This is a genomic window from Caulobacter sp. (genome assembly GCF_039596335.1).
GTDB lineage: Bacteria > Pseudomonadota > Alphaproteobacteria > Caulobacterales > Caulobacteraceae > Caulobacter.
In genome coordinates, this window is sequence record NZ_JBCNJZ010000004.1 from 33,228 (window position 1) to 58,093 (window position 24,866).

Genomic DNA, 24,866 nt, shown 5'->3' on the forward strand with positions numbered 1-24,866 from the left:
TGACAGCTCCCCCGCATCGCGGGGGAGCATCTTCCCAGGCGCACCGGACAGGCCTAAATCGGTTGCCATGCGCCAGACCTTCGACGAATCCACCGACCCGTCCTTCGGGCCCAAGCACGTTCCGCTGATCCGCGCCGCCATGGCCGCGCAGGGGCTGGACGGTTTCCTCGTGCCGCACGAGGACGAGCACCAGAACGAATACCTGCCCGCCGCCAACGACCGCCTGGCCTGGGCCAGCGGCTTCACCGGCTCGGCCGGGGCCGGCGTGATCCTGAAGGACCGCGCCGCCGTGTTCGTCGACGGCCGCTACACCCTGCAGGTCCGCGAGCAGGTCGACCAGAGCGTGTTCGAGATCCGCGACCTCGTCGAGGGCGGCGTCCCCGCCTATCTCGAGACCGCCGAAAAGGGCGCGGTGATCGGCTATGACGCCCGCCTGCACAGCCCCGCGGCCCTGGACGGCCTGAAGGCCGCCGCCGCCCGCGCCGGCGCGGTGCTCAAGCCCGTCGCCGCCAACCCGGTCGACGAGGCCTGGGGCGACGCCCGCCCCGCCCAGCCGATGGCCCCGGTCGTGCCGCACGCCGTCGACTATGCCGGCGAGGAGTCGAGCTCCAAGCGCGCCCGCGTCGGCGAGGCCGTCGCGGCCCTGGGCGCCGACGCCACCGTCATCACCGCCCCGTCGTCGATCGCCTGGCTGTTCAATGTGCGCGGCGGCGACGTCATCCGTTCCCCCCTGCCGCTGGCCCAGGCCATCCTGAACGCCGACGGCACGGCCCGCCTGTTCGTTGAGCCGGCCAAGGTTTCCGAGCCCCTGCCCGCCTGGCTGGGCAACCAGGTCTCGCTGGAGACGCCGGACAAGCTGGCCGAAGCGCTGGGCGATCTGTCAGGCAAGAGCGTGCTGGTCGACCCGACCCAGTCCTCTGCCTGGTACTTCGACATGCTGGCCGCCGCCGGCGCCAAGGTCGTGCGGGCCATGGACCCCTGCACCCTGCCGCGCGCCTGCAAGAACGACGTCGAGCTGGACGGTACGCGCGAGGCCCACAAGCGCGACGGCGCGGCCCTGACCCGGTTCCTGCACTGGCTGGCCACCGAGGGTCAGGTCAATCCGCCGGACGAGAAGGAGGCCGTCGCCAAGCTGGAAGGGTTCCGCGAAGCCACCGGCGTGCTGAAGGATCTCAGTTTCGACACCATCGGCGCGGCCAACGGCCACGGCGCCCTGCCCCACTATCGTCCGACCGAGCGCAGCAATGAGCGCGCGGCGATGGGCTCGCTGCTGCTGGTCGACAGCGGCGGTCAGTATCTGGACGGCACCACCGACGTCACCCGCACGGTGGCGATCGGCGAGCCCAGCGCCGAGATGGTCACGCGCAACACCCTGGTGCTGAAGGGCCACCTGGCCATCGCCCGCCTGCGCTTCCCGGCCGGCACCACCGGCTCGGCCATCGACGCCCTGGCGCGGATGGCGCTGTGGGCCCACGGCCTGGACTACGACCACGGCACCGGCCACGGCGTCGGCGTCTATCTGGGCGTGCACGAAGGTCCGCAACGGATCTCCAAGGCCCCGAACGTCATCGCCCTGCAGCCCGGCATGATCGTCTCGAATGAGCCCGGCTACTACAAGGACGGCGAATACGGCATCCGGATCGAGAACCTGGAAGTCGTCATGCCCGCCGAACCGGTGGCCGGCGGCGATCGCCCGATGCACCGCTTCGAGGCCCTGACCCTGGCGCCGATCGACCGCCGCCTGGTCGACAAGACCCTGCTGACGGCCGAGGAAGTCGCACAGTTCGACGCCTATCACGCGCGGGTGCTGACGGAGATCGGCCCGCGGGTCGAGCCGGAGATCCGGGCATGGCTGGAAGAGGCCTGCGCGCCGCTCTAGGCGCGCAGGATAGCGGGTCCTAGCGGATCCGCGTCCACTTCTGCGTCTTGCACAGCGGGGCGACGATGCAGCCCTTGAGCTTCAGTTCGTTGTCGCTGACCAGCTCGATCGTGCCGGAATAGGTGCCGCCGTCCTCGGGGTTGTAGACCTTGCCGCCGGTCCACTTGGTGGGGCCGCCGGTGAAGTCGTAAAGCATCTGCAGGTTCTTCAGCGGACGGTTGCGCTGGGCCTCGTCCTTGTTCTTGGCGTCCTTGCGGGCCGGGTCGGTCTTGATGTGGTTGCTGGTCACCAGCTTGCCGCACAGGCTGTTGCCGCAGCGGGCGATCTCGACCTGGCCGCCGTTGCTGGGGGTCGCCCACAGGCCGGTGACGTCGGCAGCGAAGGCGGGGACCGCGAGTGCGCTCAGCGCGGCGGCGATCATGGCGGTGCGAAGCATCCAAAACTCCCTAGTCGGTTCACGCATTCGAATGCGCGTTTGAGCCCATTCGTTGCGTCATCCCTGCACTTCGGACAAGGGGCGCGGCGAAAACGAGGCGGGAATTGTGGTTGCGGCGATGCGCCTCAGCCGAAGACGCGCGGCCGGCGGGCGCTGACCGCGCCGCGCGGCGGGGTGTAGCCGTCGGGATGCAGGCGACCGACGGTCATGCCCAGGCTGCCGGCCAAGTCGCGGACATGCGAGAGGCTGTTCAACGACGTCGCCGCCAGCGCCACCCGCCCGCAGGCATAGGCGTCGCCCGCCGCGTCGTGGTGCTTGAAGTCGACGCTGAGATGGCCGCAGACCACGTTCAGCTTGTGCGACGGCAGGTCGGGCCAGACGCCGCGCGCCACCTGCACCGTGCAGAGGTAGTCGAAGCTGGGCGGCGCCACGCCGTAGTGCTCGCAGGTCCGGCGGATAACGCTGACGTCGAACGAGGCGTTGTGGGCCAGGACCAGCGCGCCCTCCAGTTCGGGCCGCAGACGGTCCAGCACCTCCGGCCACTCCTCGGCGTCCTCGACATGCTGTGGCGTGATGCCGTGGAAGCCGATGTTGAAGCGCGCGAAGCGGTTGCCGGGCGGGCGGATGTAGTGGTGCTCGACCCGCGCCACCTCGCCATCCTCGATCCAGGCCAGGCCGATCGAGCACGGGCTGGACCGCTGCTCGTTGGCGGTCTCGAAGTCGAGGGCGATGACCTTCATTTCGCGACCATCTCCAGCCACTCGTCCTCGGTCATCACCTGGATGCCCAGCTCGGTGGCGGTCTTCAGCTTGGAGCCCGCGCCGGGGCCGGCGACGACCAGGTCGGTCTTCTTGGACACCGACGAGGCGACCTTGGCGCCCAGAGACTCGGCCTGAGCCTTGGCCTCGTCGCGGGTCATCTTCTCCAGCGAGCCGGTGAAGACAATGGTCTTGCCGGCCACGGCGGTGTCGGTCTTGGGCTTGGCGACCGGCTGGATGTCCAGCTCGGCGACCAGGTTGGCGACCTTCTGGCGGTTGTGCTCCTCGGCGAAGAACCGGGCCAGGGACTGGGCGGCCACGGGGCCAACACCGTCGACAGCCGCCAGATGCAGGTAGTCGTCGCCCGGCGCACCCTTAGCCGCGTCGGCCAGGCCCTCGGCGAAGGCGTCCCAGGCTCCATAGCGCTGGGCGAGAGCCGCCTTGGCGGGCTTGGTCAGCTTGGGCACCGCGTGGCCGATCTTGATCTCCAGGTCGGCGGCCTCGGGCCAGGGATCGGCCAGCAAGCCGCCCTTCCCCGCCTCGATCAGCAGATCCAGCGCCTTGGGGCCCACGCCTTGAGCCGTCGAAAGCTCCAGATAGGTCTCGCCCGGCAGACCCTTGGCGGCGGCCTCGGCGGCGGCCTGCAGGTCCTCGAAGCGGTCGAAGTTGCGGGCCAGAACGGTCGAGGTCGTCTCGCCGATGTCGCGCGCGCCCAGACCGTAGATCATCCGGTCCAGGCCGATCTTGCGGCGGTCGTTGATGCCCTTCACCAGATTGGCGATCGAGGTCTCGCCATAGCCGTCGCGCTCGCGCAGGGCCGCCAGCTTCTCCTCGTCCTTGGCTAGCTTGAAGATGTCGGCCGGCTCGGTGATCCAGCCCGCGTCGAAGAAGGCCTGCAGCTGCTTCTCGCCCAGCCCCTCAACGTCGAAGGCGCGGCGCGACACGAAGTGGCGTAGGTGCTCGACCCGCTGGAACGGACAGGCGAACTCGCCGGTGCAGCGGCGCACCACCGACTCGACGCCGTTAGCGTTGGTTTCGCGGGCCAGGGCGGTCTTCAGCGGGCATTCGCAGACGTGCGGGAAGTCGTAGATGACCGCGCCGTCCGGTCGCGCCTCCAGCACCACCTCGACGATCTGCGGGATCACGTCGCCCGCGCGCTGTAGGACCACGGTGTCGCCGATGCGGACATCCAGGCGGGCGATCTCGTCGCCATTGTGCAGGGTGGCGTTGGTCACCGAGACGCCGCCGACGGTGACGGGCTTCAGGCGGGCGACCGGCGTATGGGCGCCGGTGCGGCCGACCTGGATGTCGATGGCTTCCAGGATGGTGCGGGCTCGCTGGGCGGGGAACTTGCGGGCGATGGCCCAGCGCGGCGAGCGCGAGACGAAGCCCAGGCGGCGCTGCTGCTCCAGATCGTCGACCTTGTAGACGACGCCGTCGATGTCGAAGCCCAGCTGCGGGCGCAGGGTCTCGAATTCGGCATAGACGTCCAGCAAGCCCTGGGCGTTCTCGACGCGGCGGGCCGGCGGGGCCGTGGTCACGAAGCCCCATTCGGCCAGCTCTTCCAGCGCGCCCCACTGGCTGTCGGCGAACGGCTCCGACACCAGGCCCCAGGCATAGCCGAAGAAGCGCAGCGGCCGCTGGGCGCTGATCTTCGGATCGATCTGGCGCAGCGAGCCGGCGGCGAAGTTGCGCGGATTGGCGTAGGTGCGCTGGCCCGCCTCCTCGGCGGCCTGGTTGAAGGCGGCGAAGGCCTCCAGCTCGACATAGACCTCGCCGCGCACCTCGATGACGTCGGGCCAGCCCGAGCCTTTCAGGCGCTGGGGGATGTCCTTGATGGTGCGCAGGTTGGCGGTGACGTCCTCGCCCACCCGGCCGTCGCCCCGCGTCGCGCCCTGGACCAGCACGCCCTTCTCATAGCGCAGCGAGGCCGACAGGCCGTCGATCTTGGGCTCGGCGGTGTAGGCCACTGTGTCGGACGGCGTCAGGCGCAGGAAGCGGCGGATGCGGGCGTCGAACTCGGTTGCCTCATCGTTGGAAAAGGCGTTGTCCAGGCTGAGCATCGGCACGCCGTGCTCGACCGGCGAGAACTGCTCGGCCCGCGCCGCGCCGACCCGCATGGACGGGGAATTGTCGCGCACCAGATGCGGAAACCGGGTCTCGATATCGAGGTTACGACGCTTCAGCGCATCGTACGCGCCGTCGTCGATCGTCGGCGCGTCCTGCTTGTGATAGGCGATGTCGTGCGCCGCCAGGCTATCGGCCAGCGCTTCCAGTTCCTCGACGGCCTGGGCTTCGGTGAGGTCGGCGACAGAAATCGACGATTCAGGGATCTGGGACACGGGGCGAATCCGGGAAGGCGGGAAGTCTGCGCACGTTAGCAAATCTGGCGCCCACCTTGCGATATGACGCGGGAAGGAGCCCGCCATGTTCAAGTCCAGCACAGGTCCCGCTGCGCCCGTCCTGTCGCGCGACGGACCGTTGGACGCCCTGCGTTTCCTGGCGGCGCTGTTCATCGTGCTCTACCATGTGGCCGAGCGCGCCCCGGTGTCGCTGTTCGAACTCTCGCCGGCCTTCGGGCGCGGTTACCTGGCCACCGACTTCTTCCTGATGCTGTCGGGCTATGTTCTGGCCCGCGCCTATGGCCCACGCGTCCAGGCCTCGGGGGTTGGCGCCCTCGCCTTCCTGAAGCGCCGGGTGCTGCGCATCTGGCCCGCGCACCTGGTCATGCTGGCCCTGTTCGTCGCCTTCTTCGTCACGACCAGCGCCATCGGCCTGGCCCCGCAAAACCCGCAGTGGTTCGCCTGGGACCAGCTGCTGCCGCAGATCTTCCTGGTCCAGGCCTGGTTCGTGCCGGGAACCTCGGGCTGGAATGTGCCGACCTGGACCCTGTCGGCGCTGATCGTCGCCTATGCCCTGTTCCCGCTGGTCTGGCGCCGCGTGGCCGCGTGGCAGCGCCCGCTGCAGCTGCTGGCCATGGGCGTGTGCGCCTGGGTGGCCATCGATTTCGCCGCTCTGGAGATCTTGGGCGCCCACAGCTACCAGCTGCCGCTGCGCTATGGCCTGATCCGCGGCGTGCCGCTGTTCATGATCGGCCTGCTGATCGCCCGCCTGCCCGTCACCACCCTGGCGCGCCGCCAAGCGGTTCCGCTGGCCGTCGCGACCCTGGCCATCGTCATCGGCATCCAGGCGCTGGGGAATTTCGACCACTTCAGCCTGGCCCTGCTGGGCTTCCTGATCTACGCGGCCGGCGCATCCAAGCCCAAGGCCTGGCGGTGGGCTGGCATCGCGGGGAAGCTGAGCTTCTCGCTGTTCCTGACCAACACCCTGGTCGCCGCCGTTTGGTTCGGCGTGGTCCGCTTGCTGGAGCAGAAGGTCGCCCTGCCCGCCGCCGCCGGCTGGATCCTGTGGGCCATGGCCATCCCGGCCGCGATCGTCGCCGCCTGGCTGTTCGAGCGCTTCGTGGATGCGCCCCTGCAGCGGTGGATCAAATCTCACCAACCGCTCATCCCCGCGAAAGCGGGGACCCAAGCGGCTTCTCAGGTCGCGGCGCGGCTTTAGATCAAGATCTACTTCGGCTTGGGTCCCCGCTTTCGCGGGGATGAGCGAAGTTGAGTTAGGCCATCAAGGCCCGCGCGGCCGCTCTCGCGGCCTCGGTCACTTCCGCCCCCGACAGCATCCGGGCGATCTCTTCCTCGCGTTCGGACGGCGTCAGCGGCTCGACCTTCGTCCGCGTCGAGGTGTCGTCGCCGGACTTGGAGATGCGCCAGTGGGCGTCGCCGCGGGCGGCGACCTGGGCCGAGTGCGTAACGACCAGCACCTGAGCAGCCGAGGCCAGGCGCTTGAGGCGCAGACCCACCGCGTCGGCCACGGCCCCGCCGACGCCCTGGTCGACCTCGTCGAAGATCATCAGCGGTTGCGGGCCGCCGCCGCGTGCGGCCAAGGCGGCCTTCAAGGCGAGCGCAAAGCGCGCCAGCTCACCGCCCGAGGCGATGGCTTCCATCGGTCCGAACGGTGCGCCGGGGTTGGTCGAGATCTCGAAGGCGATACGATCCAGGCCCGTCGGGCCGGCGCGATCCTCGGGCAAGGGTTCGACGGCGACACGGAACCGGGCCTTTTCCAGCTTCAGCGGCGTCAGCTCGGCCTCGACCGCCACGGCCAGGGCGTCGCCGGCGGCGCGGCGCTCGGCCGACAGGGCCTCGGCGGCGTAGAGATAGGTCTCGCGCGCCTCGGCAGCCTCGGCGTCGGCCTCCTTCAAGGCTTCTTCCGAGGTCTCGATGGCCTGCAGGCGGGCGGCGAACTCGGCGCGCTTGGCCGGCAGGTCCTGGACCAGCACGTTCAGCTTGCGGGCCATGCCGCGCAGGGCGAACAGCCGCTCCTCGGTCTTTTCCAGGCGGTCAGGCTCGAACTCGAACGACTCGGCAACGGCGTCGATGGCGGCGCTGGCCTCCTGCGCTTCGACCAGGGCGCGGTCGACCGCATCGCAGGCGGCCTGTAGCCGGGTCATGGCCGCGCCGTCGGCCGGCGCGCCGGCCTGGAGGGCGCGATCGCGGGCCCGCTCCAGGGCGCGATAGGCCTGGGCCAGCTTGCCCGAGAACTCGCCGCCCAGGGCGTCTTGGGCTGAAGCGACGTCGGTGATGACCTTCTCGGCCGAGCTCAGCAGGGCCCGCTCCTCGGCCAGGCTCTCCTCCTCGCCCTCGCGGGGGTCGAGACGGTCCAGCTCCGACAGGCGAAGCGTCAGCTCCTCGGTCTCGGCGGCGGCGCGGCTGGCCAGGTCGCGCAGGCCCTCGGCCTTCTCGCGGGCGGCGCGCCAGGCGCTCCAGGCCGAGGCGACGGCCCCGACGCTGACGCCGCCGAACGCGTCCAGCAGGCTGCGGTGGGTCTTGGGATCCAGCAGGCCGACGGTCTCGTGCTGGCCGTGGACCTCCAGCAGCAGTGCGCCGAGATCCTTCAGCACACCGACGCTGGTGGCCTGGTCGTTGACGAAGGCGCGGCTGCGGCCGTCGGCCGACAGCTGGCGGCGCAAAACGAGGTCCTCGTCGCGGGCGTAGTCCAGACCCTTGTCGTCCAGGTAGGCGAAGGCGGGGTGATCGGCCGGCAGGGCGAAGATCGCCGTGGCCGAGGCGTGGCCGGTCGCGCCGCGGCGCACCAGACCCGCATCGGCGCGCGCGCCGGTGGCCAGGCCCAGGGCGTCGAGAATGATCGACTTCCCCGCCCCGGTTTCGCCGGTGAGCGCGGTCAGGCCCTCGCCGATAGCAAGGTCCAGGCTCTCGATGAGCACGACGTCACGGATGGATAGGCCGATCAGCATGGGTCGCAAGATCGCCGGGAATCAAAGTTTTTCAAAGAGGCTTTGAGAACGGAGCAAGTACAAACTCGCTCCATCACCCAACTACATGCCCAAAACGCCCATCAGGCCCTTCTTGGCCTTGCGCTCGCCAGGGGGCGGCAGGGTGGCGTCCTTGTCCTTGGTCAGGATCCGCTCCAACGCATTGCGCTTGGTGCCCGCCTTCAGCGGCTCGACGGCGGGGCGCAGGCCGTTGTCGTTGAGCAGCTTGTAGGCGTCCAGGTACCAGCGATCGCCCGGGAAGTTGTAGCCCAGGACCGCGCCGTTGCGCTTGGCCTCTTCCAGCAGGCCCAGGGTCATGTAAGCCTCGACCAGGCGATACAGGGCTTCGGGCGTGTGCGAGGTGGTCTGGTGGCGCTCGATCACGGCCTTGAACCGGCCGATCGCGGCCAGGGTGTTGCCGTTCTTCAGGTACCAGCGACCAATGGCCATTTCCTTGCCGGCCAGCTGGTCGTTGACCATGTCGATCTTCAGGCGGGCGTCGGTGGCGTATTCGGTGTTGGGATAGCGCTGAACCACGTCGCGCAGCGAGGCCAGGGCCTGCTCGGTCGCGGCCTGGTCGCGGTTCACGTCGACGATCTGCTCGAAATAGCAGATGGCCTTCAGATAGTAGGCGTACTGCGCCGACGGATTGCCCGGATACAGCGAGATGAAGCGGTCGGCGTCGCCGATGGCCTCATTGTACTGGTTGCCCATGTAGTGGGCGTAACCCGTCATCATGATCGAGCGGCGCGACCATTCCGAATAGGGGTGCTGGCGCTCGACTTCACGGAAATAGTCGACGGCCTCGTTCCAGTTGCCACGGTCCAGGCGATCGGCGCCAGTGGAGTACAGCAGCTCGACGGGGCGCTCTTCGTAGGCGAGGGTCGGCTTCTTGGACTTGCCGACGCAGCCGCCCACCGACACGGCGGCGACCATGACGGCGATGGTGACGGCCGAACGTCCCGAGAATTTACGAAGCACCGAGTCTCACCTTCGAAGCAAACGCGCGCCCCTGCGCCGTGGAAGGCTTCTACACCACGCCGTGAAAGGCGCAAATGCGAACGCCGAGCCCCGACTCTCGAACGCTATCCCAGAGCGTGACAGCCGAAAGTGGAAACCGGTTTCGGCGGCCGTCACGCTCTAACTTTAAGAGCTAAAGCCTGCGAGCAGGCTTTAGACCGCTTGTGCGAGTTCCGGCGCGAAGCTGCGCAGGCGCCAGGCGCGCGGTTGCGCCAGAAGCGCCCGAACCACGGCGTTATTGAGGCCGTGACCGGCCAGCACGCCTTCGAAACGGCCCAGGATGGGCTTGCCCAGCACATACAGGTCGCCGATGGCGTCTAGGGCCTTGTGGCGCACGAACTCGTCCGGACGGCGCAGGCCTTCCGGGTTCAGCACGCGGTCGCCGTCGATGACCACGGCGTTCTCCATCGAGCCGCCACGGGCCAGGCCGATGGCGCGCAGGGCCTCGACGTCGCGAACGAAGCCGAAGGTGCGGCAGTCCGAGAGCTCGGCGCGGAACGATTCTTCGTCGATCGCCAGGTCCACGACCTGACGGCCGATGGCCTTGCTGCCGAACGCGATCTCGAAGGCGACCTCGAAGCGGTCCGACGGCAGCAGGCTGGCGCGCTTGTCGCCCTCCTCGACCGTGATCGGCGCCAGGATCTCGATGTACTGGCGAACGGCTTCTTGGCGGCGGCGGCCGGCGCGGTCCAGGATCTGGACGAAGGGCTCGGACGAGCCGTCCATGATCGGCACTTCCGGGCCGTCCAGCTCGACGACGCAGTTGTCGATCGACAGCGCCGCCAGGGCGGCCATCAGGTGCTCGATGGTCGAGACGCGGATGTCGTCGCCATTGCAGATGACGGTGCCCAGTTGCGTCTGGCAGACCGACTCAGGCGTGACGGGGACGCGGTTGTCGGAGGCGTGCACGTCGGTCCGCACAAAGACGATCCCCGCGTCGGGGGCCGCCGGACGCACCGAGACGCGAACGTGCGCACCCGTGTGCAGGCCGATCCCCGCGAAGATCACCGGCCCTGCGACCGTGTGCTGAAAATAACCCGAAGCCGACACAAGAAACCCTTATCGTTCGATGGACGACTCTGCGGTCGCCCTTTCGCCCCGACCTAGCACTAGGCATGATGCTGCGTCGCGGCAAAGCAAAGTCTGTTTCGGATTGTTACGCGCTAAGAAGCTGACTTTATTACGCTTTTGTCATGCGAACGTACGCGTAGAAACGGAACGCCGCTCGGCGATCCGTGGTCGGGAATCTCTTGCCCGGCTCCCCTGGCCGTAGTGCGAAAGCAGGACTAGGCTGCGCCGCCAAAAGGGATAACTGTTTCCGGGAATTTCGGTTTCATGATCAAGAGCTTGCGCCTCGCCGCCTCCGTCGTGGCCCTGACCGCGGCGGCTACCGCCGTCCACGCCCAGGCCCCGCAAAAGCCTCATGTCTTCACCGCCAAGGACATGGCCAGCCTGGACCGCCTGAGCGATCCGCGCGTGTCGCCGGACGGCCGCCACGTGCTCTATTCCGTGCGCACCCTGGACTATCCGGCCAACAAGGCGGCGATGTCGCTGTGGGTCGCCGACCTGAAGACCAAGATGGCCCCGCGCCGGCTGAAGATCTCGGACGGCGGCGCGTCGAGCGGCCGCTGGAGCGCCGACGGCAAGGCCATCTATTTCTCGTCCAGCCGCGCCGGCGGGACCGAGCAGGTGTTCCGCACCGACGTCATGGGCGAGACCGCGACCCAGGTGACCAAGGCTCCGTTCGACGTGCAGGCCTTCCGCGTCGCGCCGGACGGCAAGACCATCGTCGTCGGCCAGGCCGTGTTTCCCGACTGCGCCGACCTGTCCTGCACCGAGGCCCGCCTGGCGGCCAAGGGCGCGACCAAGGCCACCGGCGTCGTCTATGACAAGCTGTTCGTGCGCCACTGGGACACCTGGGCCGATGGCACGCAGAACCACCTGTTCGCCTGGACTCTGGGTCCCGACGGCGTAGCGACCGGACAGGCGATCGACCTGATGAAGGGCTTCGACGGCGACACGCCCACCAAGCCCTATGGCGGCGACGACGACTTCACCATCAGCCCGGACGGCAAGACCCTGACCTTCTCGGCCAAGGTGGCCGGCAAGGACGAGGCCTGGACCACCAACTACGACGTCTGGTCGGTGGCGCTGGACGGCTCGGACAAGCCGCGCAACCTGACCGAGGCCAACAAGGCCTGGGATGCCGCGCCGGTCTATTCGACCGACGGCAAGTTCGCCGCCTATCGCGCCATGAAGCGCCCGGGTTTCGAGGCCGACCGCTTCGGGATCATCGTGCGCGACCTGGCCAATGGCCAGGCCCGTGAACTGGCCCCGACCTGGGACCGTTCGGCCGACTCGATCGCCTGGAGCCGCGACGGCAAGACGATCTACGCCACCGCCCTGGACGTGGGCCAAGGCAAGCTGTTCGCCATCGACGTGAAGACCGGCAAGGTCACCGCCCTGACCGGCGAGGGCCATGTCGGGGCCTTCGACGTCGGTCCGACCGGCATCGTCTACGCGTCCGACTCGCTGAAGAGCCCGTCGGAGCTCTACATGACCCTGCCCAAGGGCGGTCCGGTGAAGGTGGCCAGCGTCAGCAGCGAGGCCCTCAAGGACGTCGCCTGGGGCGAGCCTGAGCAGTTCAATTTCAAGGGCTGGAACGACGAGACCGTGCACGGCTTCGTGCTGAAGCCGGCCAACTATGACGCCAGCAAGAAATATCCGGTCGCCTTCCTAATCCACGGCGGTCCGCAGGGCTCGTTCAGCAACAGCTGGTCGTACCGCTGGAACCCGCAGGTCTACGCCAATGCCGGCTACGCCGTGGTGATGGTCGATTTCCACGGCTCGACCGGCTACGGCCAGGCCTTCACCGACGCGATCAGCCAGCACTGGGGCGACCGCCCGCTGGAAGACCTGCAGAAGGGCTGGGCCGCGGCCCTGTCCAAATATTCTTTCCTCGACGCTGACCGCGCCTGCGCGCTGGGCGCCTCGTACGGCGGCTACATGGTCAACTGGATCGCCGGCAACTGGAACGCGCCCTGGAAGTGCCTGGTGAACCACGACGGCGTCTTCGACACCCGCGCCATGGGCTATGCGACCGAGGAGCTGTGGTTCACCGAGTGGGAGAACGGCGGCACGCCGTGGCAGCCCAACACCACCTACGAGACCTTCAATCCGGCGAACCACGTCGACAAGTGGGTCAAGCCGCAGCTGGTGGTCCAGGGCCAGCTGGACTACCGCATCCCCGTCGAACAGGGCCTGGCGACGTTCAGTGCTCTGCAGCGCAAGGGCGTGCCCAGCAAGCTCTTGTACTTCCCCAATGAGAACCACTGGGTGCTGAAGGCCCAGAACTCGGTCCAGTGGCACAAGGAAGTGCTGGACTGGCTGGACCAGTGGACGGGAAACAAGCGTCCGGGGCAGTAGGCCCCTGCGCTAGCCGCTAGAATCGGCCCGTCGCCACCGCCAAGGTGAGGCGGGCCTTTTTTTCGAGCTCGCCCAACTCCCGCTGGCCAACATAGCTGCGGGCCAGGGCCGCCGGGGCCACGGCTGGGAAGGCCGCGACCGGCAGAGCTTTCACCTCGGCGCGGGCCAGCTTCAGCTGGTCCTCGACGCGGCGCTGGACGTCGGCTTGCGTCCAGTCGCTGGGCAGGCGCGCGCGGCCGGCCTGTTTCAGCCGCCACAGGCCCGAGAGACCCCAGGCCCGCGCCGCGCCCTTCACGGCGTGCGGATCGGCGCTGGGATCCAGCCGGCGAGCGGCCAGCACGGCCAGGGCGCCGGCGGTGCCGTCGACATAGGCCATGACCGCGGCCTCGTCCTTCAGCGGCCCTTCGTCCAGGTCGGTGAAACGAGCCTCTGACAGCGCGGCCAGGGCGTTGGGATCGAACTTGGAGGCGGCCAGGGCCTCGACATTGGGATGCTTGCGCGGCGGCTTGCCGGCGGCGATCTCTTCCATGGCTTCGCGCCACCAGGTCAGGCGGATCTCGCCCATCAGGGCGTTGGACACCCCGCCGGCCACCCGGGCCAGCTCGTAGTTCAAGCCATACAGCGCGATGATGTCGGCCCGCGCAGCGGCGTCGCTGATGAAGCGGCTGGCCAGCCAGCGATCGGGATCGACGCGGCGGACGAGATCGTCGAGGGTTTCGGTGTCGGCCATGCGCTCAAACGAAGAAGGCCCGCCAAGGCGGCGGGCCCTCCCCTTACAGCATTTCGCGGCGCTGTTTAGCCGAAGATGGTCTGGTGCATCGCCATGGTCGCCAGCATCGGGATGCTGAGCAGCACGTTGATGCGGCTGAACAGCATGGCGGTCTTGGCGGCCTTCGCCTTGGTCTCGGCGTCGACCTCGATGATGCCCAGCGCGCGCTTCTGGTTGGGCCAGATCACGCCCCAGACGTTCAGGAACATCACCGTGGCCAGCCACATGCCGGTGCCGATGAAGGTGAAGCCCATGTCGACGCCGGGGGTGTAGCCGCCCCACAGGCCCAGGGTCGCCGCCTCGGCCAGATAGCCGCGGCTGAACGCCAGGACCACGCCCATGATCCAGGTGGCCAGGGCCGCCCAGCGGAACCAGAACAGGGCCTCGGGCGCGATGTATTTGCTGACGGCCGGCTTCAGCTCGGCCGGGATCTGCGGCATCACCCGGATCTGCACGAAGTTGAAATAGTACAGCAGCCCGATCCACAGGATGCCGAACCAGACGTGCAGCAAGCGGAACACGGCCTGGAAGTAGGCGGCGCTATGGCCCTGAGGGCCGTGGCCGTAGCCCAGCACGATGACCAGGGCCAGCACGATGCTGACGATGATGGTGTTGCGGAAGTTGGACAGCAGTCCGGACATCGGTTTCCCCCTCGATTGCTCTGCGGAGCTTAGGGGGATTTGGAGAGTCGGGCAAAAGCGCCCCCTCCGGCCCTTCGGGCCACCTCCCCCGCCTGCGGGGGAGGTGGATCGCTGCGGATACGCAGCGAGACGGAGGGGGCGCTCAGCGCGAAATCAGACCGCGATCATCGCCGCGGCCAGGCGCCGGCCTTCGCTGGCCAGGACGTTGTAGGTCCGGGTGGCGGCCTCGGTGCTCATGAACTCCAGGCCCAGGCCCGCCGCCTTGATGGCGTCGCGAACGGGGCGCGGCGGCAGGGCGTTGACCAGGCCCGTGCCCAGCAGGACGAACTCGACGCTGCCGCCGGCCGCGAAGACCTGGGCGAAGGCGTCGGGGGTGAGGTCCGCGAGCGACGTCGCGGCCCAGTCCTGCGGCTGGTCGTCGATGACCAGCAGCGAGCCGGGCCGCCAGACGCCGGCGACCCGAAAGCCGCCGCCGCCCCAGGCGTCGATGGACGGCGGCTGACGCATCAGGGACGCGAGGCCTGACCGAAGCGGATCGGCGTGGCGTCGTCGTCGTTGCGCTTGACGCCCCACACCAGAATCAGCGGCAGGGCGATGTAGATCGACGAATAGGTGCCGATGATGATGCCCATGACCATGGTGAAGACCAGCGGGAACAGCACCGGACCGCCGAACAGCATCGTGCCGCCCAGGGCCAGCAGGGCCGTGGTGCCGGTGATGATCGTCCGCGACAGACGCTCGTTCTCCGACAGGTCGATGATGTCGCGCAGCGGCGTGGTCTTGTACTTGCGCAGGTTTTCCTTGAGGCGGTCGAAGGTGATGACCTTCTCGTTCATCGAGTAGCCGATGACCGTCAGCAGGGCCGCGATCTCGGTCATCGAGAACTCGATGCCGGCGATCGACAGCACGCCCAGCACCAGGACGATGTCGTGGATCACGGCCACGACCGCGCCCGAACCGTACGACAGGCCGAAGCGGAACCAGATGTAGCCCAGCGTCAGGGCCAGGGCGATGCCCAGGGCCTTGAAGCCGCCCATCAAGAGCTCGCCCGAGACCTTGGCGCCCACTTCCGAGCGGCTGGTCACCTTAAGGTCAGGGAACTGCTTCACCAGCTGAGCTTCGACGTGCTTGGACGCCGCCGAAGCCGCCTCGCCCTCAGCCGGCAGGAACTTCACCATCGCCGTGTTCGGCTGGCTGGCGAAGCCTTGGACCTGGGCGTCATGGACACCGATCTTGTCGACGGCCGCGCGCAGCTCGGCCTCCGGGATCGGGCGCGACATGGCGATTTCCAGCGAGACGCCGCCCTTGAAGTCGATGCCCAGGTTCAGGCCGTGGAAGAACAGCGAGGCGATCGCCCCGACGATGAGGATCGCCGAGAAGACGGCCGCGACGGGAGCCCAGCGCACGAACCGGTAGTGGGTCGAGCGCGGGATGTAGCGAATGAGGGGCCAACGCATGGTCGGATCTCCTATGCGATCGGCAGCTTCTTCGGCTTGGCGGTCTTGAACCACCAGCCGATGAGCACTTGGGTGATGAAGATGGCGGTGAACAGCGACGTGAACACGCCGATCACCAGGGTCCAGGCGAAGCCCTTCACCGGGCCCGAGCCGAAGCTGAACATGATCAGGCCCGAGATCAGGCTGGTGATGTTGGCGTCCAGGATCGAGGTCAGGGCCAGCTTGTAGCCATAGTCGGCCGCGGCCATGGGCGTTCGCCCGGCGTGGGATTCGTCGCGCATCCGCTCGTAGATCAGAACGTTGGCGTCGACGGCCACGGCCAGGGTCAGGATCAGGCCGGCGATGCCGGGGAAGGTCAGCGTCGCCTGGCTGAACGACATGATGCCGATGATCAGCAGCACGTTGACCACCAGGGCGATGGCCGAGAACACCCCGAACAGGCCGTAGGCCAGGATCACGAAGACGAACATCGCCACTGCGCCGATGGCCAGCGAGATCGAGCCGGCGCGCACGGCGTCGGCGCCGAGTTCGGCGGTCACGGTGCGCTGGTCTTCGATGTTCAGCGGGGCTGGCAGGGCGCCCGAACGCAGCAGCAGGGCCAACTCGCTGGCGCTCTGGGCCGTGAAGTTGCCGGTGATGATGCCGTTGCCGCCCGTGATCGGGTCGTTGATCACCGGGGCCGAGATGACCTTCTTATCCAGCACGATGGCGAAGCGCTTGTCGCGGTTGCGCATCGTGACGTCGCCGAACTTGCGCGCGCCCGAGCCGTTGAAGGCGAAGGCCACGGCCGGACGGCCGTTCTGGTCGAAGCTTTGCGAGGCGTTGGTCAGTTCGTCGCCCGAGACGACGGCGCGGCGCTTGACCACATACACCGGGGCGTACTGGTCTTCGCTTTGCAGCAGTTCGGCGTCCGGCGGGATGCGGCCGGCGGCGATGTCCTCGGCGGTGACCGTCTCGTCGACCATCTGGAAGGTGAGCTTGGCGGTCTTGCCGACCACGGCGATCAGCTTCTGCGGGTCGCTCTCGCCCGGGGCCTGGATCATGATCCGGTTGGAGCCCTGACGGTTGATCGAGGGTTCCTTGGTGCCCAGGCTATCGATACGGCGACGGATCGTCTCGATCGACTGGTCGACGGCCTTGGCGGCGTCGGCGCGGGCGGCCTCGGGAACGAAGCGGACCTCGATGCGCTGGTCGCCACGGCCATTGACCGAGACGTCCTTGCCGCCGATCGCGCCGGCCAGGGGCGCGCCCAGGTTCCGGCGCAGCAGGCTGACGGCGTCGTCATAGCGCGCGGCGTCACCGATGCGGACCGTGACCACCTCGCCCTGCAGGGCCAGCTCGCCGAACGGCATCCGCTCGTTGCGCAGCTGGGTGCGGGTGTCCTCCAGCAGGTTCGACAGACGCTCGCGGTGCAGCGCGTCGGTGTCGACCTCGTACAGCAGATACGAGCCGCCTTGCAGGTCGAGGCCGAGGTTCAGCTTCTTGTGCGGGAGCCAGCCAGGCAGGGCGTCCAGCGTCTTCTGAGGAAGCACGTTGGGCAAGGAGAACAGAATGCCGAAGATCACCGACAGGGTGACGGCGATGATCTTCCAGCGGGAGAGGGTCAGCATGGATCGGTGACTTTTCAGGCGACGCCGCTACGGACGCCTCGCAGGGGACTTTGGTCGCTTAGTTCTTGGCGTCGTTGGCCGCGGCCGGCTCACCCTTGGCGCGGACTTCGGTGATCATGCCCTTCACGACCTTCACGGTCACGCCGGTGGCGATCTCGACGCCGACTTCCTTGTCCTCGACGCGGGCGACCTTGCCGATCACGCCGCTCGACAGCACGACGGTGTCGTTGCGCTTCAGGTTACCCAGCATCGTCTGGTGCTCTTTGGCGCGCTTCTGCTGAGGACGGATCAGCATGAAGTAGAACAGCACGACCATCAGCAGGATGGGAGCGAGCTGAATGATCTGGGCGTTGAGGTTGTTCATAGGTACTCCGAGAAATTCCGTGCGGCGCGCCGCCGTTAGATAGGGTCGCGCCAAGTCGGCGGAAGCTATGCGTTCGCCTCCCCTTTTGCAATGCGACCGCGCCCGGTATGGAGCGAGGCTATGACCGACGTGACCGCGCCCCTTCTCGCCCGCATCGCCGACGCCCTGGAGCGCCTGGCGCCGCCGCCGCCCGCCGCCCCCGACTTCTCGGGTGCGCGCCTGTTCCGGCACGAGCCGCTCGCCGGCGCCTTCGTGGCCGCGCCGGACTATCCGCTGTCGCTGGACCTGCTGGTCGGCATCGACCGCCAGAAGACCCGCTTCGTCGAGAACCTGCGCCGTTTCGCCGTGGGCCTGTCGTGCAACCACGTGCTGCTGTGGGGCGTGCGCGGCACCGGCAAGAGCTCGGTGACCAAGGCCGCCTTTGTCGCCCTGGCCAATGAATATCCGGACCTGAAGCTGATCGAGGTCGATCGCGACGAGGTCGCTGCCCTCCCCCCGCTCTTTGATCTGCTGCGCACGCGTGGCGAACGCTTCGTGGTGCTGTGCGACGATCTCTCGTTCGAGGACGGCGCCGCCGCGGCCAAGGCCCTGAAGTCGGCGCTGGAAGGCGGCGTCTCGGGTCCGCCGGAGAACGTGCTGTTCGTGGCCACCTCGAATCGCCGCCACCTGATGCCGCGCGACCACGTCGAGAGCCAGGGCGCCATCGCCGCCGCCGAGAACGCTGAAGAAGAGATGAGCGTCTCCGACCGCTTCGGCCTGTGGATCGGCTTCCCGCCCATGGACCAGGACACCTACCTGGCCGCCATCCACGCCTATGCCGAGCGGTTTGGCCTGTCGGATCCGACCCTGGACCGCCGCGCCCTCCAATGGTCGACCCAGCGCGGCGGCCGCTCGGGCCGCGTGGCCTGGCAGTTCGTTCGCGACCTGGCCGGCGAACTGGGCGTCAAGCTGCCCGGCTAGGCTTTTCAGAGATCGCGGATAGGTGGATAGTGAGCCACCGCTCCACCGCGAGGACCTGATGGGCAAGCCCTGGTTTCGGACGAAGGTCTACGGCTACGGCGCTGACCTCCCCTGCAGTTGGGAAGGCTGGGCGGTGATGGTGGCGTTCGTGGTGGCGCTGTTCAGCCTCCACGCCATCCCTGACGCCTTGACCAAGGCCCATCCTTGGCTGGAGCCGACCCTGAGGGTCCTCCTGATCCTGGCCCTCATCCTGGTTGGCCGGGCCAAGAGCGACCGCCCCTGGTTCAGCTGGAAGCAGAAGGACTAGTCCTTCAGGTACAGCTGCTGCATCCCGCGCATCAGACCGATCGGGAACGTGGTCTCGTGATAGCCGTCCTCGACCACCTCGGCGCGCACGCGCAGGCCCGGGTAGTTGCGTGACTTCAAGGTCTTCGCCAGTAAGGCCTGGTCGGCGACCATGTCGTGATCGCAACCGGGACAGCCGCCGGCGCCAGGGTGTTCGCGCGAACCGACGGCGAGGTAGAGGTTGGCCTTCAGATCCTTGTGCACGGCGGCATAGGCCGCTTCGTCCTTGAGGGCCTGCTTATCGGCGTACCAGATCGACGGGCTGGTCAGGATGTAATTGTCGAACGTCTCGGGCGCGTGGAACAGCACCCATAGCCCGAAGATCGCGCCGTAAGACTGCCCCGCAAGCGTGCGCTCGGCCGGATCGATGCGATAGCGCCCCTCGACCAGCGGCATCACCTCGTCCTTGAGGAAGGCGAAATGGGCTGGACCGCCGCCGGTCTCGCCCTTGATCTGCGGATCGCGCCACGGCGTCAGGTCGCGCCGACGGCTGTCGGCCGGCGCATCGCCCTTGGCCCAGGACAGGCCGACGATGACGAACTCGTCGAACCGCGCCTGGCTGAACGGCACGCGCGAAATCCCCGAGGCCACCTGGAAGGTGTAGGGCCCGTCGGTCAGATAGATCACGGGATAGCGCCGGCCGGCGTTCTGAGGCTTGTCGTAGCCCGGCGGCGTCTTGACGAAGATCTCGTAGTCGCGGCGGCTGGCCCTAGACCGGATCGGGATGACGGCGCTGTTCTCGATCGCGAAGGGCGTCGGCTGAGGCGCGCCGGGCGTCTCGACGGCCGTGATGCCCGCGCCGGTCTCGACCTTGGCGCCGCCGTCGTCGCAGCTGGCCAGCCCCAAAGTCAGCGCCGACGCCAAACCCAGAATCCGCAAAGCCATGGCTGCTCCCTGCCCTATCGGCGCACGACCTTAGGCGAGGCTTGGCGCGCAAAGGGTTACCCGCAATGAGGTTTCCTGTGGACAGCAGAACGGCCCGCCTCTTTCGAAACGGGCCGTCCAAGTTTCAGCGATCGCGTTCGCCTTAGCGCGGCAGCACCAGGCCGGGATCGACCGGCTTGGCCTTGTCCTTGGCGGTCGGGGCGTAGCGCATTTCGAAGTGCAGCTTGGGTTCGGCGGCGCCGCCCGTCTGGCCGACCGCGCCCAGTTGCTCGCCCTGGCGCACCTGCTGGCGCATCTTCACGGCCGTGGTCGAAAGATGGGCGTAGGCCGTAACCCAGCCGTCGGCGTGCTTGACCAGCACCAGGTTGCCGAAGGCCGGAACCTGGTTGCCGGCATAGGCCACTTCGCCGTCGGCGGCGGCGACCACCGGCGTGCCCTGGGACGCGCGGATGTCCAGGCCGTCGTTACGCTGGCCCGTGCCCTTGACGCCGAAGCTGGAGATCACCTCGCCGCGCACCGGCCAGACGAACTTGCCCTTGCCCGAGGCGATGATCTCGGCCTCGGTCGGGGCGGCGCTGCTCTCGATGATCGGACGCGCCGTCGACGCCGGCGGCGTCACGGGCTGGGCGGCGACCGGCGCGTTGGGACGCACGGTCGTGTACGGGATCGGCGCCGACGGCGTCGACGGGGTCGGCTCGACACGACGGGGCGCCGGGGTCGGCGTCGGCGTCTCGGCGCGGGCGTAGGTGTTGCTCGGCGCGGCCGGGGTCGGCGCGGGACGGGTCACCGTCGTCGTGGTCTTGATCGGGCCCTTGTCGCGATAGCCGTCGGGCAGGCGCAGGCGCTGGCCGTTGCGCAGCGAGGCGTTGATGCGGATGTCGTTCTCGTCGGCCAGTTCCTTGGCCGAGACGCTGAAGCGCTTGCCGACCGCGGCCAGGGTGTCGCCGCCGCCAACCACATACGCTTTCGCGGAGCTGGCCGGGCCCTTGATCTTGGCGCCCAGCTTCAGCGGCTTGCTGCTGTCCAGGTCGTTGGCGTCGGCCAGTTCCTTGACGCTCATGTCGAACTTGCGGGCGATCGCCGTCAGGGTGTCGCCCGACTTGACCGTGTGGATCTGGCGCGGACCGGCGACCGTAACGACCGAACCGGTGACGCTGGTGGTGGTGGTCGTGCTGCTGACCGTGGTCGGCTGTGGGGTCGGCTCGGGCTGATAGGTCGGACGCGACGGCGTCGGCGCAGCGCCGGCCAGGGTGGTGGTCGGGACCGGCACGGGCGTGCCCGGGATCACCGTCGTGGTCTTGGTCGGGCCCTTGTCCTTGTAGCCGTCCGGCAGGATCAGCTTCTGGCCCTTCTTGATCGCCGCGCCCGACGACAGGTCGTTCTCCTCGGCCAGGGCGGCCGAGGTCACGCTGAAACGCTTGGCGATCGAGAACATGGTGTCGCCGGTCTGGACGACATAGGCCTTCTGGTCGTCCTTGGCCGGGCCTTTGATCTTCTGGCCCAGCTTCAGGTTATACGGTGGCTTCAGGTCGTTCAGCTTGACCAGCTCGGCGCGGGTCGAGCCCATGCCGCGGGCGATGGCGTCCAGGGCGTCACCGGACCCGACAGTCCGGACCTGAGGCTTGCCGGGAACATTGACGACCGGGCCGGCGACGGTGGTGGTGACCACGGTGCGCGGCGGAACCGGGCGCAGCGTCGGCTGCGGCGCGGGGGCCGGCGGCTGGGCGGCGGGCGGCGGCGGCAGGTCCGAACGGCTGACAGGCGCGATCGGCTGGCTCTGCGCCGGCGGGGTCGGCGGCGGCAGGGTCGCGCCGGCGTCGCTGGGCTCGCTAGGCGCGGTGGAGGCGGGTCCCTGGGTGATCGGGAAATTCGGCGTCGGCGCCGTGCGGGCCGGCGCAGGGGCCTCGCCCTCACGCGACGGATATTGCGGCGCGTTGGTCGCGCAGGCGGAGAGCGTTCCAGCCGTCAGGGCGATCACCGCCGCTTGCGTCCACAACTGCCTCATGACGTCTCCTTTCCTGCCGGAACCGCCAGAGGGCTCCGCCAGGGTAAATCAATCGCTAACACAGGGATGCGCCGAAACGCCCCCCAACCCTCATTGATCCTTGGCGACGCCGGCCAGCAGGGGCACGAAGCGCACATCGCAAAGAATCTCGACCCTGAACCCGCCCTTGCCGTCGCCGGCGTAGCGACGAAGGCTCTGGACGGGGCCCTTCCCCACCGGCGCGACCAGCACGCCATTGGGTTTCAGCTGCGAAAGCAGCCGCTTAGGATCATCTTCCGCTGCAGCCGTGACCATAATGCGGTCAAACGGCGCTTGCTCGGCCCAACCTTCGCCGCCGTCACCGAATTTGGTGATGACATTGGTCAAGCCCAGCGTGTTGAAGCGGCCTTCGGCCTCCTTCATCAGCGTGCGGTAGCGCTCGATCGTGTAGACGAGGCGCGAAACCTTGCTGAGGATCGTGGTCTGGTAGCCCGAGCCGGTGCCGATCTCCAGCACCCGGCAGCGCGGCTCGATCGTCAGGGCCTGGGTCATCAGGCCGACGATATAGGGTTGGCTGATCGTCTGGCCGCAGGCGATCGGCAGGGCCGAATCCTCCCACGAGCGTTCCTTGAACAGGTCCGGCGTGAACAGGTCGCGCGGCGTGGTCTCGATGGCCTTCAGCACCAGCGGATCGGTCACCCCCTGGTCGCGCAGGGCCTGCATCAGGCGCGGCAGGTCGGCCTTGGCGTTCTCGGCGGCCTTGCCTGTCCGTTCGCTATTTGGCCGTGCGCTCATGCTTCCGGAGCCTTCACCTTCGGCGGCGCCCCGCCCAGCACGCCCTTCAACGCGTGGACGGTCTCATGGTGCGTCAGGTCGATATGCAGCGGCGTGACCGAGATGCGGCCCTCGTAGACGGCCTTCAGATCGGTGCCGTCTGCCGGCGCGGACGCCTTGGCCGAGAAGCCCATCCAGTAGTAGTCGCGACCGCGCAGGTCGGTGCGCCTTTCCATGTTGCGCAGCATGCCGTCGCGAAAGCCCTGACGGGTCACCTCGACCGCATTGACCTCTTCCGGCGGCAAGGCCGGGAAGTTGACGTTCATCACCACGTCCTTGGCCCAGCCGATCTCCAGCAGGCGTTGAACGATGCCGGGACCGAAGTGCTCGGCCGTCTCCCAGTGGGCGACGATCTCGTCGTGCCAGTAGGTCATGGCCTGCGACAGGGCGATGGACGGAATGCCGTGGGCCATGCCCTCGATCGCGCCGGCGACGGTGCCCGACAGGGTGACGTCCTCGGCGATGTTCTGGCCGCGATTGACGCCCGACAGCACCAGATCGGGCGCGGGGCCGTCGATCAGCTGCTGCACGGCCATCATCACGCAGTCGGTGGGCGTGCCCTCGACGGCGAAGCGGCGGTCATCCAGCTTCCGCACGCGGATCGGATCCGACAAGGTCAGGGCCCGACTGGCGCCCGACTGCTCGTATTCCGGCGCGCAGATCCAGACGTCGTCGGTCAGGGCGCGGGCGATCTTCTCCAGGGCCACCAGGCCCGGCGCGTGGATGCCGTCGTCGTTGGTGAGGAGGATCCTCACGCAGCGCGCCCGATGTGCGTCACGCCGCCCATATAGGGCTGCAGCGCGGCCGGGATGTGGATGCGGCCGGCCTCGTCCTGATAGTTTTCCAGCACGGCCACCAGGGTGCGGCCGACGGCCAGGCCCGAGCCGTTCAGGGTGTGCACGAAGTGGCCGCCCTTCTCACCGGTCTTGCGATAGCGGGCGTCCATGCGGCGGGCCTGGAAGTCACCGCAGTTCGAGCACGAGCTGATCTCGCGATACATGCCCTGCGACGGCAGCCAGACTTCCAGGTCGAAGGTCTTCTTCGCGCCAAAACCCATGTCGCCGGTGCACAGCAGCATGGTGCGGAACGGCAGGTCCAGCTTCTTCAGCACGGCCTCGGCGCACTCGACCATGCGGTCGTGCTCGGCTTCGGACTGGTCGGGCGTGGTGATCGAGACCAGCTCGACCTTGTAGAACTGGTGCTGGCGGATCATGCCGCGGGTGTCGCGACCGGCCGAACCGGCCTCGGCGCGGAACGACGGCGTCAGGGCCGTCAGGCGCAGCGGCAGCTCTTCCTCGGCGGTGATCTGCTCGCGCACGATGTTGGTCAGCGAGACCTCGGCGGTCGGGATCAGCCAACGCTCGTCGGTGGTGTGGAACAGGTCATCGGCGAACTTCGGCAGCTGGCCGGTGCCGTACAGTGCCTCGTCGCGCACCAGCAGCGGGGGCGAGACCTCGGTGTAGCCGTGCTCGACCGTCTGCAGGTCCAGCATGAACTGGCCGATGGCGCGCTCCAGGCGGGCGATTTCCTTCTTCAGGACCACGAAGCGCGCGCCGCTCATGCGGGCGGCCGCCTCGAAGTCCATGCCGCCCAGGGCCGCGCCCAGATCGACGTGGTCCTTCGGCGCGTTCAGGCGGCCGGCCGGCAGCTTGGCGGCGTCGCCCCAACGGCGCTGCTCGACATTGCCCGCCTCGTCCTCGCCCTGCGGCACTTCCGGCGCAGGGATGTTGGGCAGGCTGGACAGCAGATCCTTCAGCTTCGCGCCGACCAAGGCTTCCTCTTCAGAGGCTGCGGCCATGATCGTCTTCAGGCTCTCGACCTCGGCCATCAGGCGCGCAGCTTCGGCTTCGTCCTTCTTGGCCTTGGCCTGGCCGATCAGCTTGGAGGCCTCGTTGCGCTTGGCCTGGGCCTCTTGCAGCGCCGTCTGGGCGGCGCGCAGCTGGGCGTCCAGCTTGACGGCTTCAGCAACCGCGCCCGAGCGCCCCTTGGCCGACCAGACCAGGTCAAAGGCTTCAGGATTGTCGCGGATGGCCTTGATGTCGTGCATCGGACGCTAGCTCGGAGAGTCTGGAGAAACGCTCTCTCTAAGGCGCGTCGGCGGGGGCGCCAAGCTTTCCGGATCGGCGCGAAGCGTCTCCACGGCTTCGTGATCCGTTCGCGAGATCGCCT

General features: G+C 68.2%; 22 protein-coding genes. 5 read left to right on the forward strand and 17 right to left on the reverse strand.

Annotation, left to right across the window (positions count from 1 at the left end):
• Nucleotides 1–67: 67 nt before the first annotated feature.
• On the forward strand, nucleotides 68–1,879 hold the full coding sequence (locus ABDW31_RS09200; protein ID WP_343698492.1) for an aminopeptidase P family protein: 1,812 nt from the start codon (nucleotides 68–70) through the stop codon (nucleotides 1,877–1,879).
• A 19-nt stretch (nucleotides 1,880–1,898) separates the two neighbouring features.
• On the opposite strand, the gene ABDW31_RS09205 is transcribed toward ABDW31_RS09200, so the two are convergent.
• The 3 genes from ABDW31_RS09205 to ligA form a co-directional block, all read right to left on the reverse strand.
• On the reverse strand, nucleotides 1,899–2,315 hold the full coding sequence (locus ABDW31_RS09205; RefSeq protein WP_343698493.1) for a DUF2147 domain-containing protein: 417 nt from the start codon (nucleotides 2,313–2,315) through the stop codon (nucleotides 1,899–1,901).
• 125 nt (nucleotides 2,316–2,440) lie between these two features.
• Complete coding sequence (locus ABDW31_RS09210) at nucleotides 2,441–3,076, reverse strand: 3'-5' exonuclease (RefSeq protein WP_343698494.1); 636 nt, start codon at nucleotides 3,074–3,076, stop codon at nucleotides 2,441–2,443.
• Nucleotides 3,052–5,415, reverse strand: a complete 2,364-nt coding sequence (gene ligA / locus ABDW31_RS09215) for an NAD-dependent DNA ligase LigA (RefSeq protein ID WP_343698495.1) — start codon at nucleotides 5,413–5,415, stop codon at nucleotides 3,052–3,054. Before ligA ends, ABDW31_RS09210 begins: the two co-directional genes overlap by 25 nt.
• A gap of 85 nt (nucleotides 5,416–5,500) precedes the next feature.
• Between ligA and ABDW31_RS09220 the strand changes: the two genes are divergently transcribed.
• Entirely contained in the window at nucleotides 5,501–6,634 is a 1,134-nt protein-coding gene (locus tag ABDW31_RS09220) for an acyltransferase (RefSeq protein ID WP_343698496.1), read from the forward strand.
• Nucleotides 6,635–6,689: 55 nt separating this feature from the next.
• Here the strand turns inward: ABDW31_RS09220 and recN are convergent, their stop codons facing one another.
• The 3 genes from recN to lpxC form a co-directional block, all read right to left on the reverse strand.
• The gene (gene recN, locus ABDW31_RS09225) at nucleotides 6,690–8,384 is read right to left on the reverse strand and encodes a DNA repair protein RecN (protein WP_343698497.1); all 1,695 of its coding nucleotides are present in this window, start codon (nucleotides 8,382–8,384) and stop codon (nucleotides 6,690–6,692) included.
• An 81-nt stretch (nucleotides 8,385–8,465) separates the two neighbouring features.
• Complete coding sequence (locus ABDW31_RS09230; protein ID WP_343698498.1) at nucleotides 8,466–9,383, reverse strand: outer membrane protein assembly factor BamD; 918 nt, start codon at nucleotides 9,381–9,383, stop codon at nucleotides 8,466–8,468.
• Between the two features lie 192 nt (nucleotides 9,384–9,575).
• Nucleotides 9,576–10,472, reverse strand: coding sequence for a UDP-3-O-acyl-N-acetylglucosamine deacetylase (gene lpxC, locus ABDW31_RS09235; RefSeq protein ID WP_184720877.1), 897 nt, complete (start codon nucleotides 10,470–10,472; stop codon nucleotides 9,576–9,578).
• Nucleotides 10,473–10,757: 285 nt separating this feature from the next.
• Here lpxC and ABDW31_RS09240 point away from each other — a divergent pair, with 285 nt between their 5' ends.
• A complete protein-coding gene (locus ABDW31_RS09240; RefSeq protein WP_343698499.1) occupies nucleotides 10,758–12,848 on the forward strand; it encodes a S9 family peptidase in 2,091 nt (696 codons plus the stop codon).
• Nucleotides 12,849–12,864: 16 nt separating this feature from the next.
• Here the strand turns inward: ABDW31_RS09240 and ABDW31_RS09245 are convergent, their stop codons facing one another.
• From ABDW31_RS09245 to yajC, 6 genes are all read right to left on the reverse strand, one after another.
• Nucleotides 12,865–13,578 carry a squalene/phytoene synthase family protein gene (locus ABDW31_RS09245; protein ID WP_343698500.1) on the reverse strand — a complete coding sequence of 238 codons (714 nt, stop codon included), beginning with the start codon at nucleotides 13,576–13,578 and terminating at the stop codon, nucleotides 12,865–12,867.
• A gap of 65 nt (nucleotides 13,579–13,643) precedes the next feature.
• Nucleotides 13,644–14,258 (reverse strand): urate hydroxylase PuuD, encoded by a 615-nt coding sequence (locus ABDW31_RS09250; RefSeq protein WP_184720882.1) that lies wholly within the window; start codon nucleotides 14,256–14,258, stop codon nucleotides 13,644–13,646.
• Between the two features lie 153 nt (nucleotides 14,259–14,411).
• Nucleotides 14,412–14,765, reverse strand: a complete 354-nt coding sequence (locus tag ABDW31_RS09255) for an MTH938/NDUFAF3 family protein (protein WP_184720884.1) — start codon at nucleotides 14,763–14,765, stop codon at nucleotides 14,412–14,414.
• Entirely contained in the window at nucleotides 14,765–15,715 is a 951-nt protein-coding gene (secF, locus tag ABDW31_RS09260) for a protein translocase subunit SecF (RefSeq protein WP_343698501.1), read from the reverse strand. The genes ABDW31_RS09255 and secF overlap by 1 nt, the downstream gene beginning before the upstream one ends.
• Nucleotides 15,716–15,726: 11 nt before the next feature.
• Nucleotides 15,727–17,325, reverse strand: a complete 1,599-nt coding sequence (gene secD / locus ABDW31_RS09265; protein WP_184720888.1) for a protein translocase subunit SecD — start codon at nucleotides 17,323–17,325, stop codon at nucleotides 15,727–15,729.
• 58 nt (nucleotides 17,326–17,383) lie between these two features.
• Nucleotides 17,384–17,689: a preprotein translocase subunit YajC gene (yajC, locus tag ABDW31_RS09270; protein ID WP_343698502.1), complete on the reverse strand. Its 306-nt coding sequence runs from the start codon at nucleotides 17,687–17,689 to the stop codon at nucleotides 17,384–17,386.
• 120 nt (nucleotides 17,690–17,809) lie between these two features.
• Between yajC and ABDW31_RS09275 the strand changes: the two genes are divergently transcribed.
• A complete protein-coding gene (locus ABDW31_RS09275) occupies nucleotides 17,810–18,649 on the forward strand; it encodes an ATP-binding protein (protein ID WP_343698503.1) in 840 nt (279 codons plus the stop codon).
• A gap of 22 nt (nucleotides 18,650–18,671) precedes the next feature.
• Complete coding sequence (locus ABDW31_RS09280) at nucleotides 18,672–18,956, forward strand: hypothetical protein (RefSeq protein WP_343698504.1); 285 nt, start codon at nucleotides 18,672–18,674, stop codon at nucleotides 18,954–18,956.
• On the opposite strand, the gene ABDW31_RS09285 is transcribed toward ABDW31_RS09280, so the two are convergent.
• From ABDW31_RS09285 to serS, 5 genes are all read right to left on the reverse strand, one after another.
• Nucleotides 18,953–19,879: an alpha/beta hydrolase-fold protein gene (locus ABDW31_RS09285; protein ID WP_184720895.1), complete on the reverse strand. Its 927-nt coding sequence runs from the start codon at nucleotides 19,877–19,879 to the stop codon at nucleotides 18,953–18,955. The genes ABDW31_RS09280 and ABDW31_RS09285 overlap by 4 nt on opposite strands.
• 142 nt (nucleotides 19,880–20,021) lie before the next feature.
• Nucleotides 20,022–21,884: a LysM peptidoglycan-binding domain-containing protein gene (locus ABDW31_RS09290; protein WP_343698505.1), complete on the reverse strand. Its 1,863-nt coding sequence runs from the start codon at nucleotides 21,882–21,884 to the stop codon at nucleotides 20,022–20,024.
• Between the two features lie 90 nt (nucleotides 21,885–21,974).
• Nucleotides 21,975–22,658: a protein-L-isoaspartate(D-aspartate) O-methyltransferase gene (locus tag ABDW31_RS09295; protein WP_184720899.1), complete on the reverse strand. Its 684-nt coding sequence runs from the start codon at nucleotides 22,656–22,658 to the stop codon at nucleotides 21,975–21,977.
• Nucleotides 22,655–23,452, reverse strand: a complete 798-nt coding sequence (gene surE, locus ABDW31_RS09300; RefSeq protein ID WP_184720901.1) for a 5'/3'-nucleotidase SurE — start codon at nucleotides 23,450–23,452, stop codon at nucleotides 22,655–22,657. Before surE ends, ABDW31_RS09295 begins: the two co-directional genes overlap by 4 nt.
• Nucleotides 23,449–24,744, reverse strand: coding sequence for a serine--tRNA ligase (gene serS / locus ABDW31_RS09305; protein WP_343698506.1), 1,296 nt, complete (start codon nucleotides 24,742–24,744; stop codon nucleotides 23,449–23,451). The genes surE and serS overlap by 4 nt, the downstream gene beginning before the upstream one ends.
• Between the last annotated feature and the right edge of the window lie 122 nt (nucleotides 24,745–24,866).

Excerpts from the sequence above, each read along its gene's own strand:
- ABDW31_RS09200 (WP_343698492.1), top strand. The coding sequence starts at position 68 with ATGCGCCAGACCTTCGACGAATCCACCGACCCGTCCTTCGGGCCCAAG.
- ABDW31_RS09205 (WP_343698493.1), bottom strand. The coding sequence starts at position 2,315 with ATGCTTCGCACCGCCATGATCGCCGCCGCGCTGAGCGCACTCGCGGTC.
- ABDW31_RS09220 (WP_343698496.1), top strand. The coding sequence starts at position 5,501 with ATGTTCAAGTCCAGCACAGGTCCCGCTGCGCCCGTCCTGTCGCGCGAC.
- recN (WP_343698497.1), bottom strand. The coding sequence starts at position 8,384 with ATGCTGATCGGCCTATCCATCCGTGACGTCGTGCTCATCGAGAGCCTG.
- ABDW31_RS09240 (WP_343698499.1), top strand. The coding sequence starts at position 10,758 with ATGATCAAGAGCTTGCGCCTCGCCGCCTCCGTCGTGGCCCTGACCGCG.
- ABDW31_RS09245 (WP_343698500.1), bottom strand. The coding sequence starts at position 13,578 with ATGGCCGACACCGAAACCCTCGACGATCTCGTCCGCCGCGTCGATCCC.
- ABDW31_RS09250 (WP_184720882.1), bottom strand. The coding sequence starts at position 14,258 with ATGTCCGGACTGCTGTCCAACTTCCGCAACACCATCATCGTCAGCATC.
- ABDW31_RS09255 (WP_184720884.1), bottom strand. The coding sequence starts at position 14,765 with ATGCGTCAGCCGCCGTCCATCGACGCCTGGGGCGGCGGCGGCTTTCGG.
- secF (WP_343698501.1), bottom strand. The coding sequence starts at position 15,715 with ATGCGTTGGCCCCTCATTCGCTACATCCCGCGCTCGACCCACTACCGG.
- secD (WP_184720888.1), bottom strand. The coding sequence starts at position 17,325 with ATGCTGACCCTCTCCCGCTGGAAGATCATCGCCGTCACCCTGTCGGTG.
- yajC (WP_343698502.1), bottom strand. The coding sequence starts at position 17,689 with ATGAACAACCTCAACGCCCAGATCATTCAGCTCGCTCCCATCCTGCTG.
- ABDW31_RS09275 (WP_343698503.1), top strand. The coding sequence starts at position 17,810 with ATGACCGACGTGACCGCGCCCCTTCTCGCCCGCATCGCCGACGCCCTG.
- ABDW31_RS09285 (WP_184720895.1), bottom strand. The coding sequence starts at position 19,879 with ATGGCTTTGCGGATTCTGGGTTTGGCGTCGGCGCTGACTTTGGGGCTG.
- ABDW31_RS09290 (WP_343698505.1), bottom strand. The coding sequence starts at position 21,884 with ATGAGGCAGTTGTGGACGCAAGCGGCGGTGATCGCCCTGACGGCTGGA.
- ABDW31_RS09295 (WP_184720899.1), bottom strand. The coding sequence starts at position 22,658 with ATGAGCGCACGGCCAAATAGCGAACGGACAGGCAAGGCCGCCGAGAAC.
- serS (WP_343698506.1), bottom strand. The coding sequence starts at position 24,744 with ATGCACGACATCAAGGCCATCCGCGACAATCCTGAAGCCTTTGACCTG.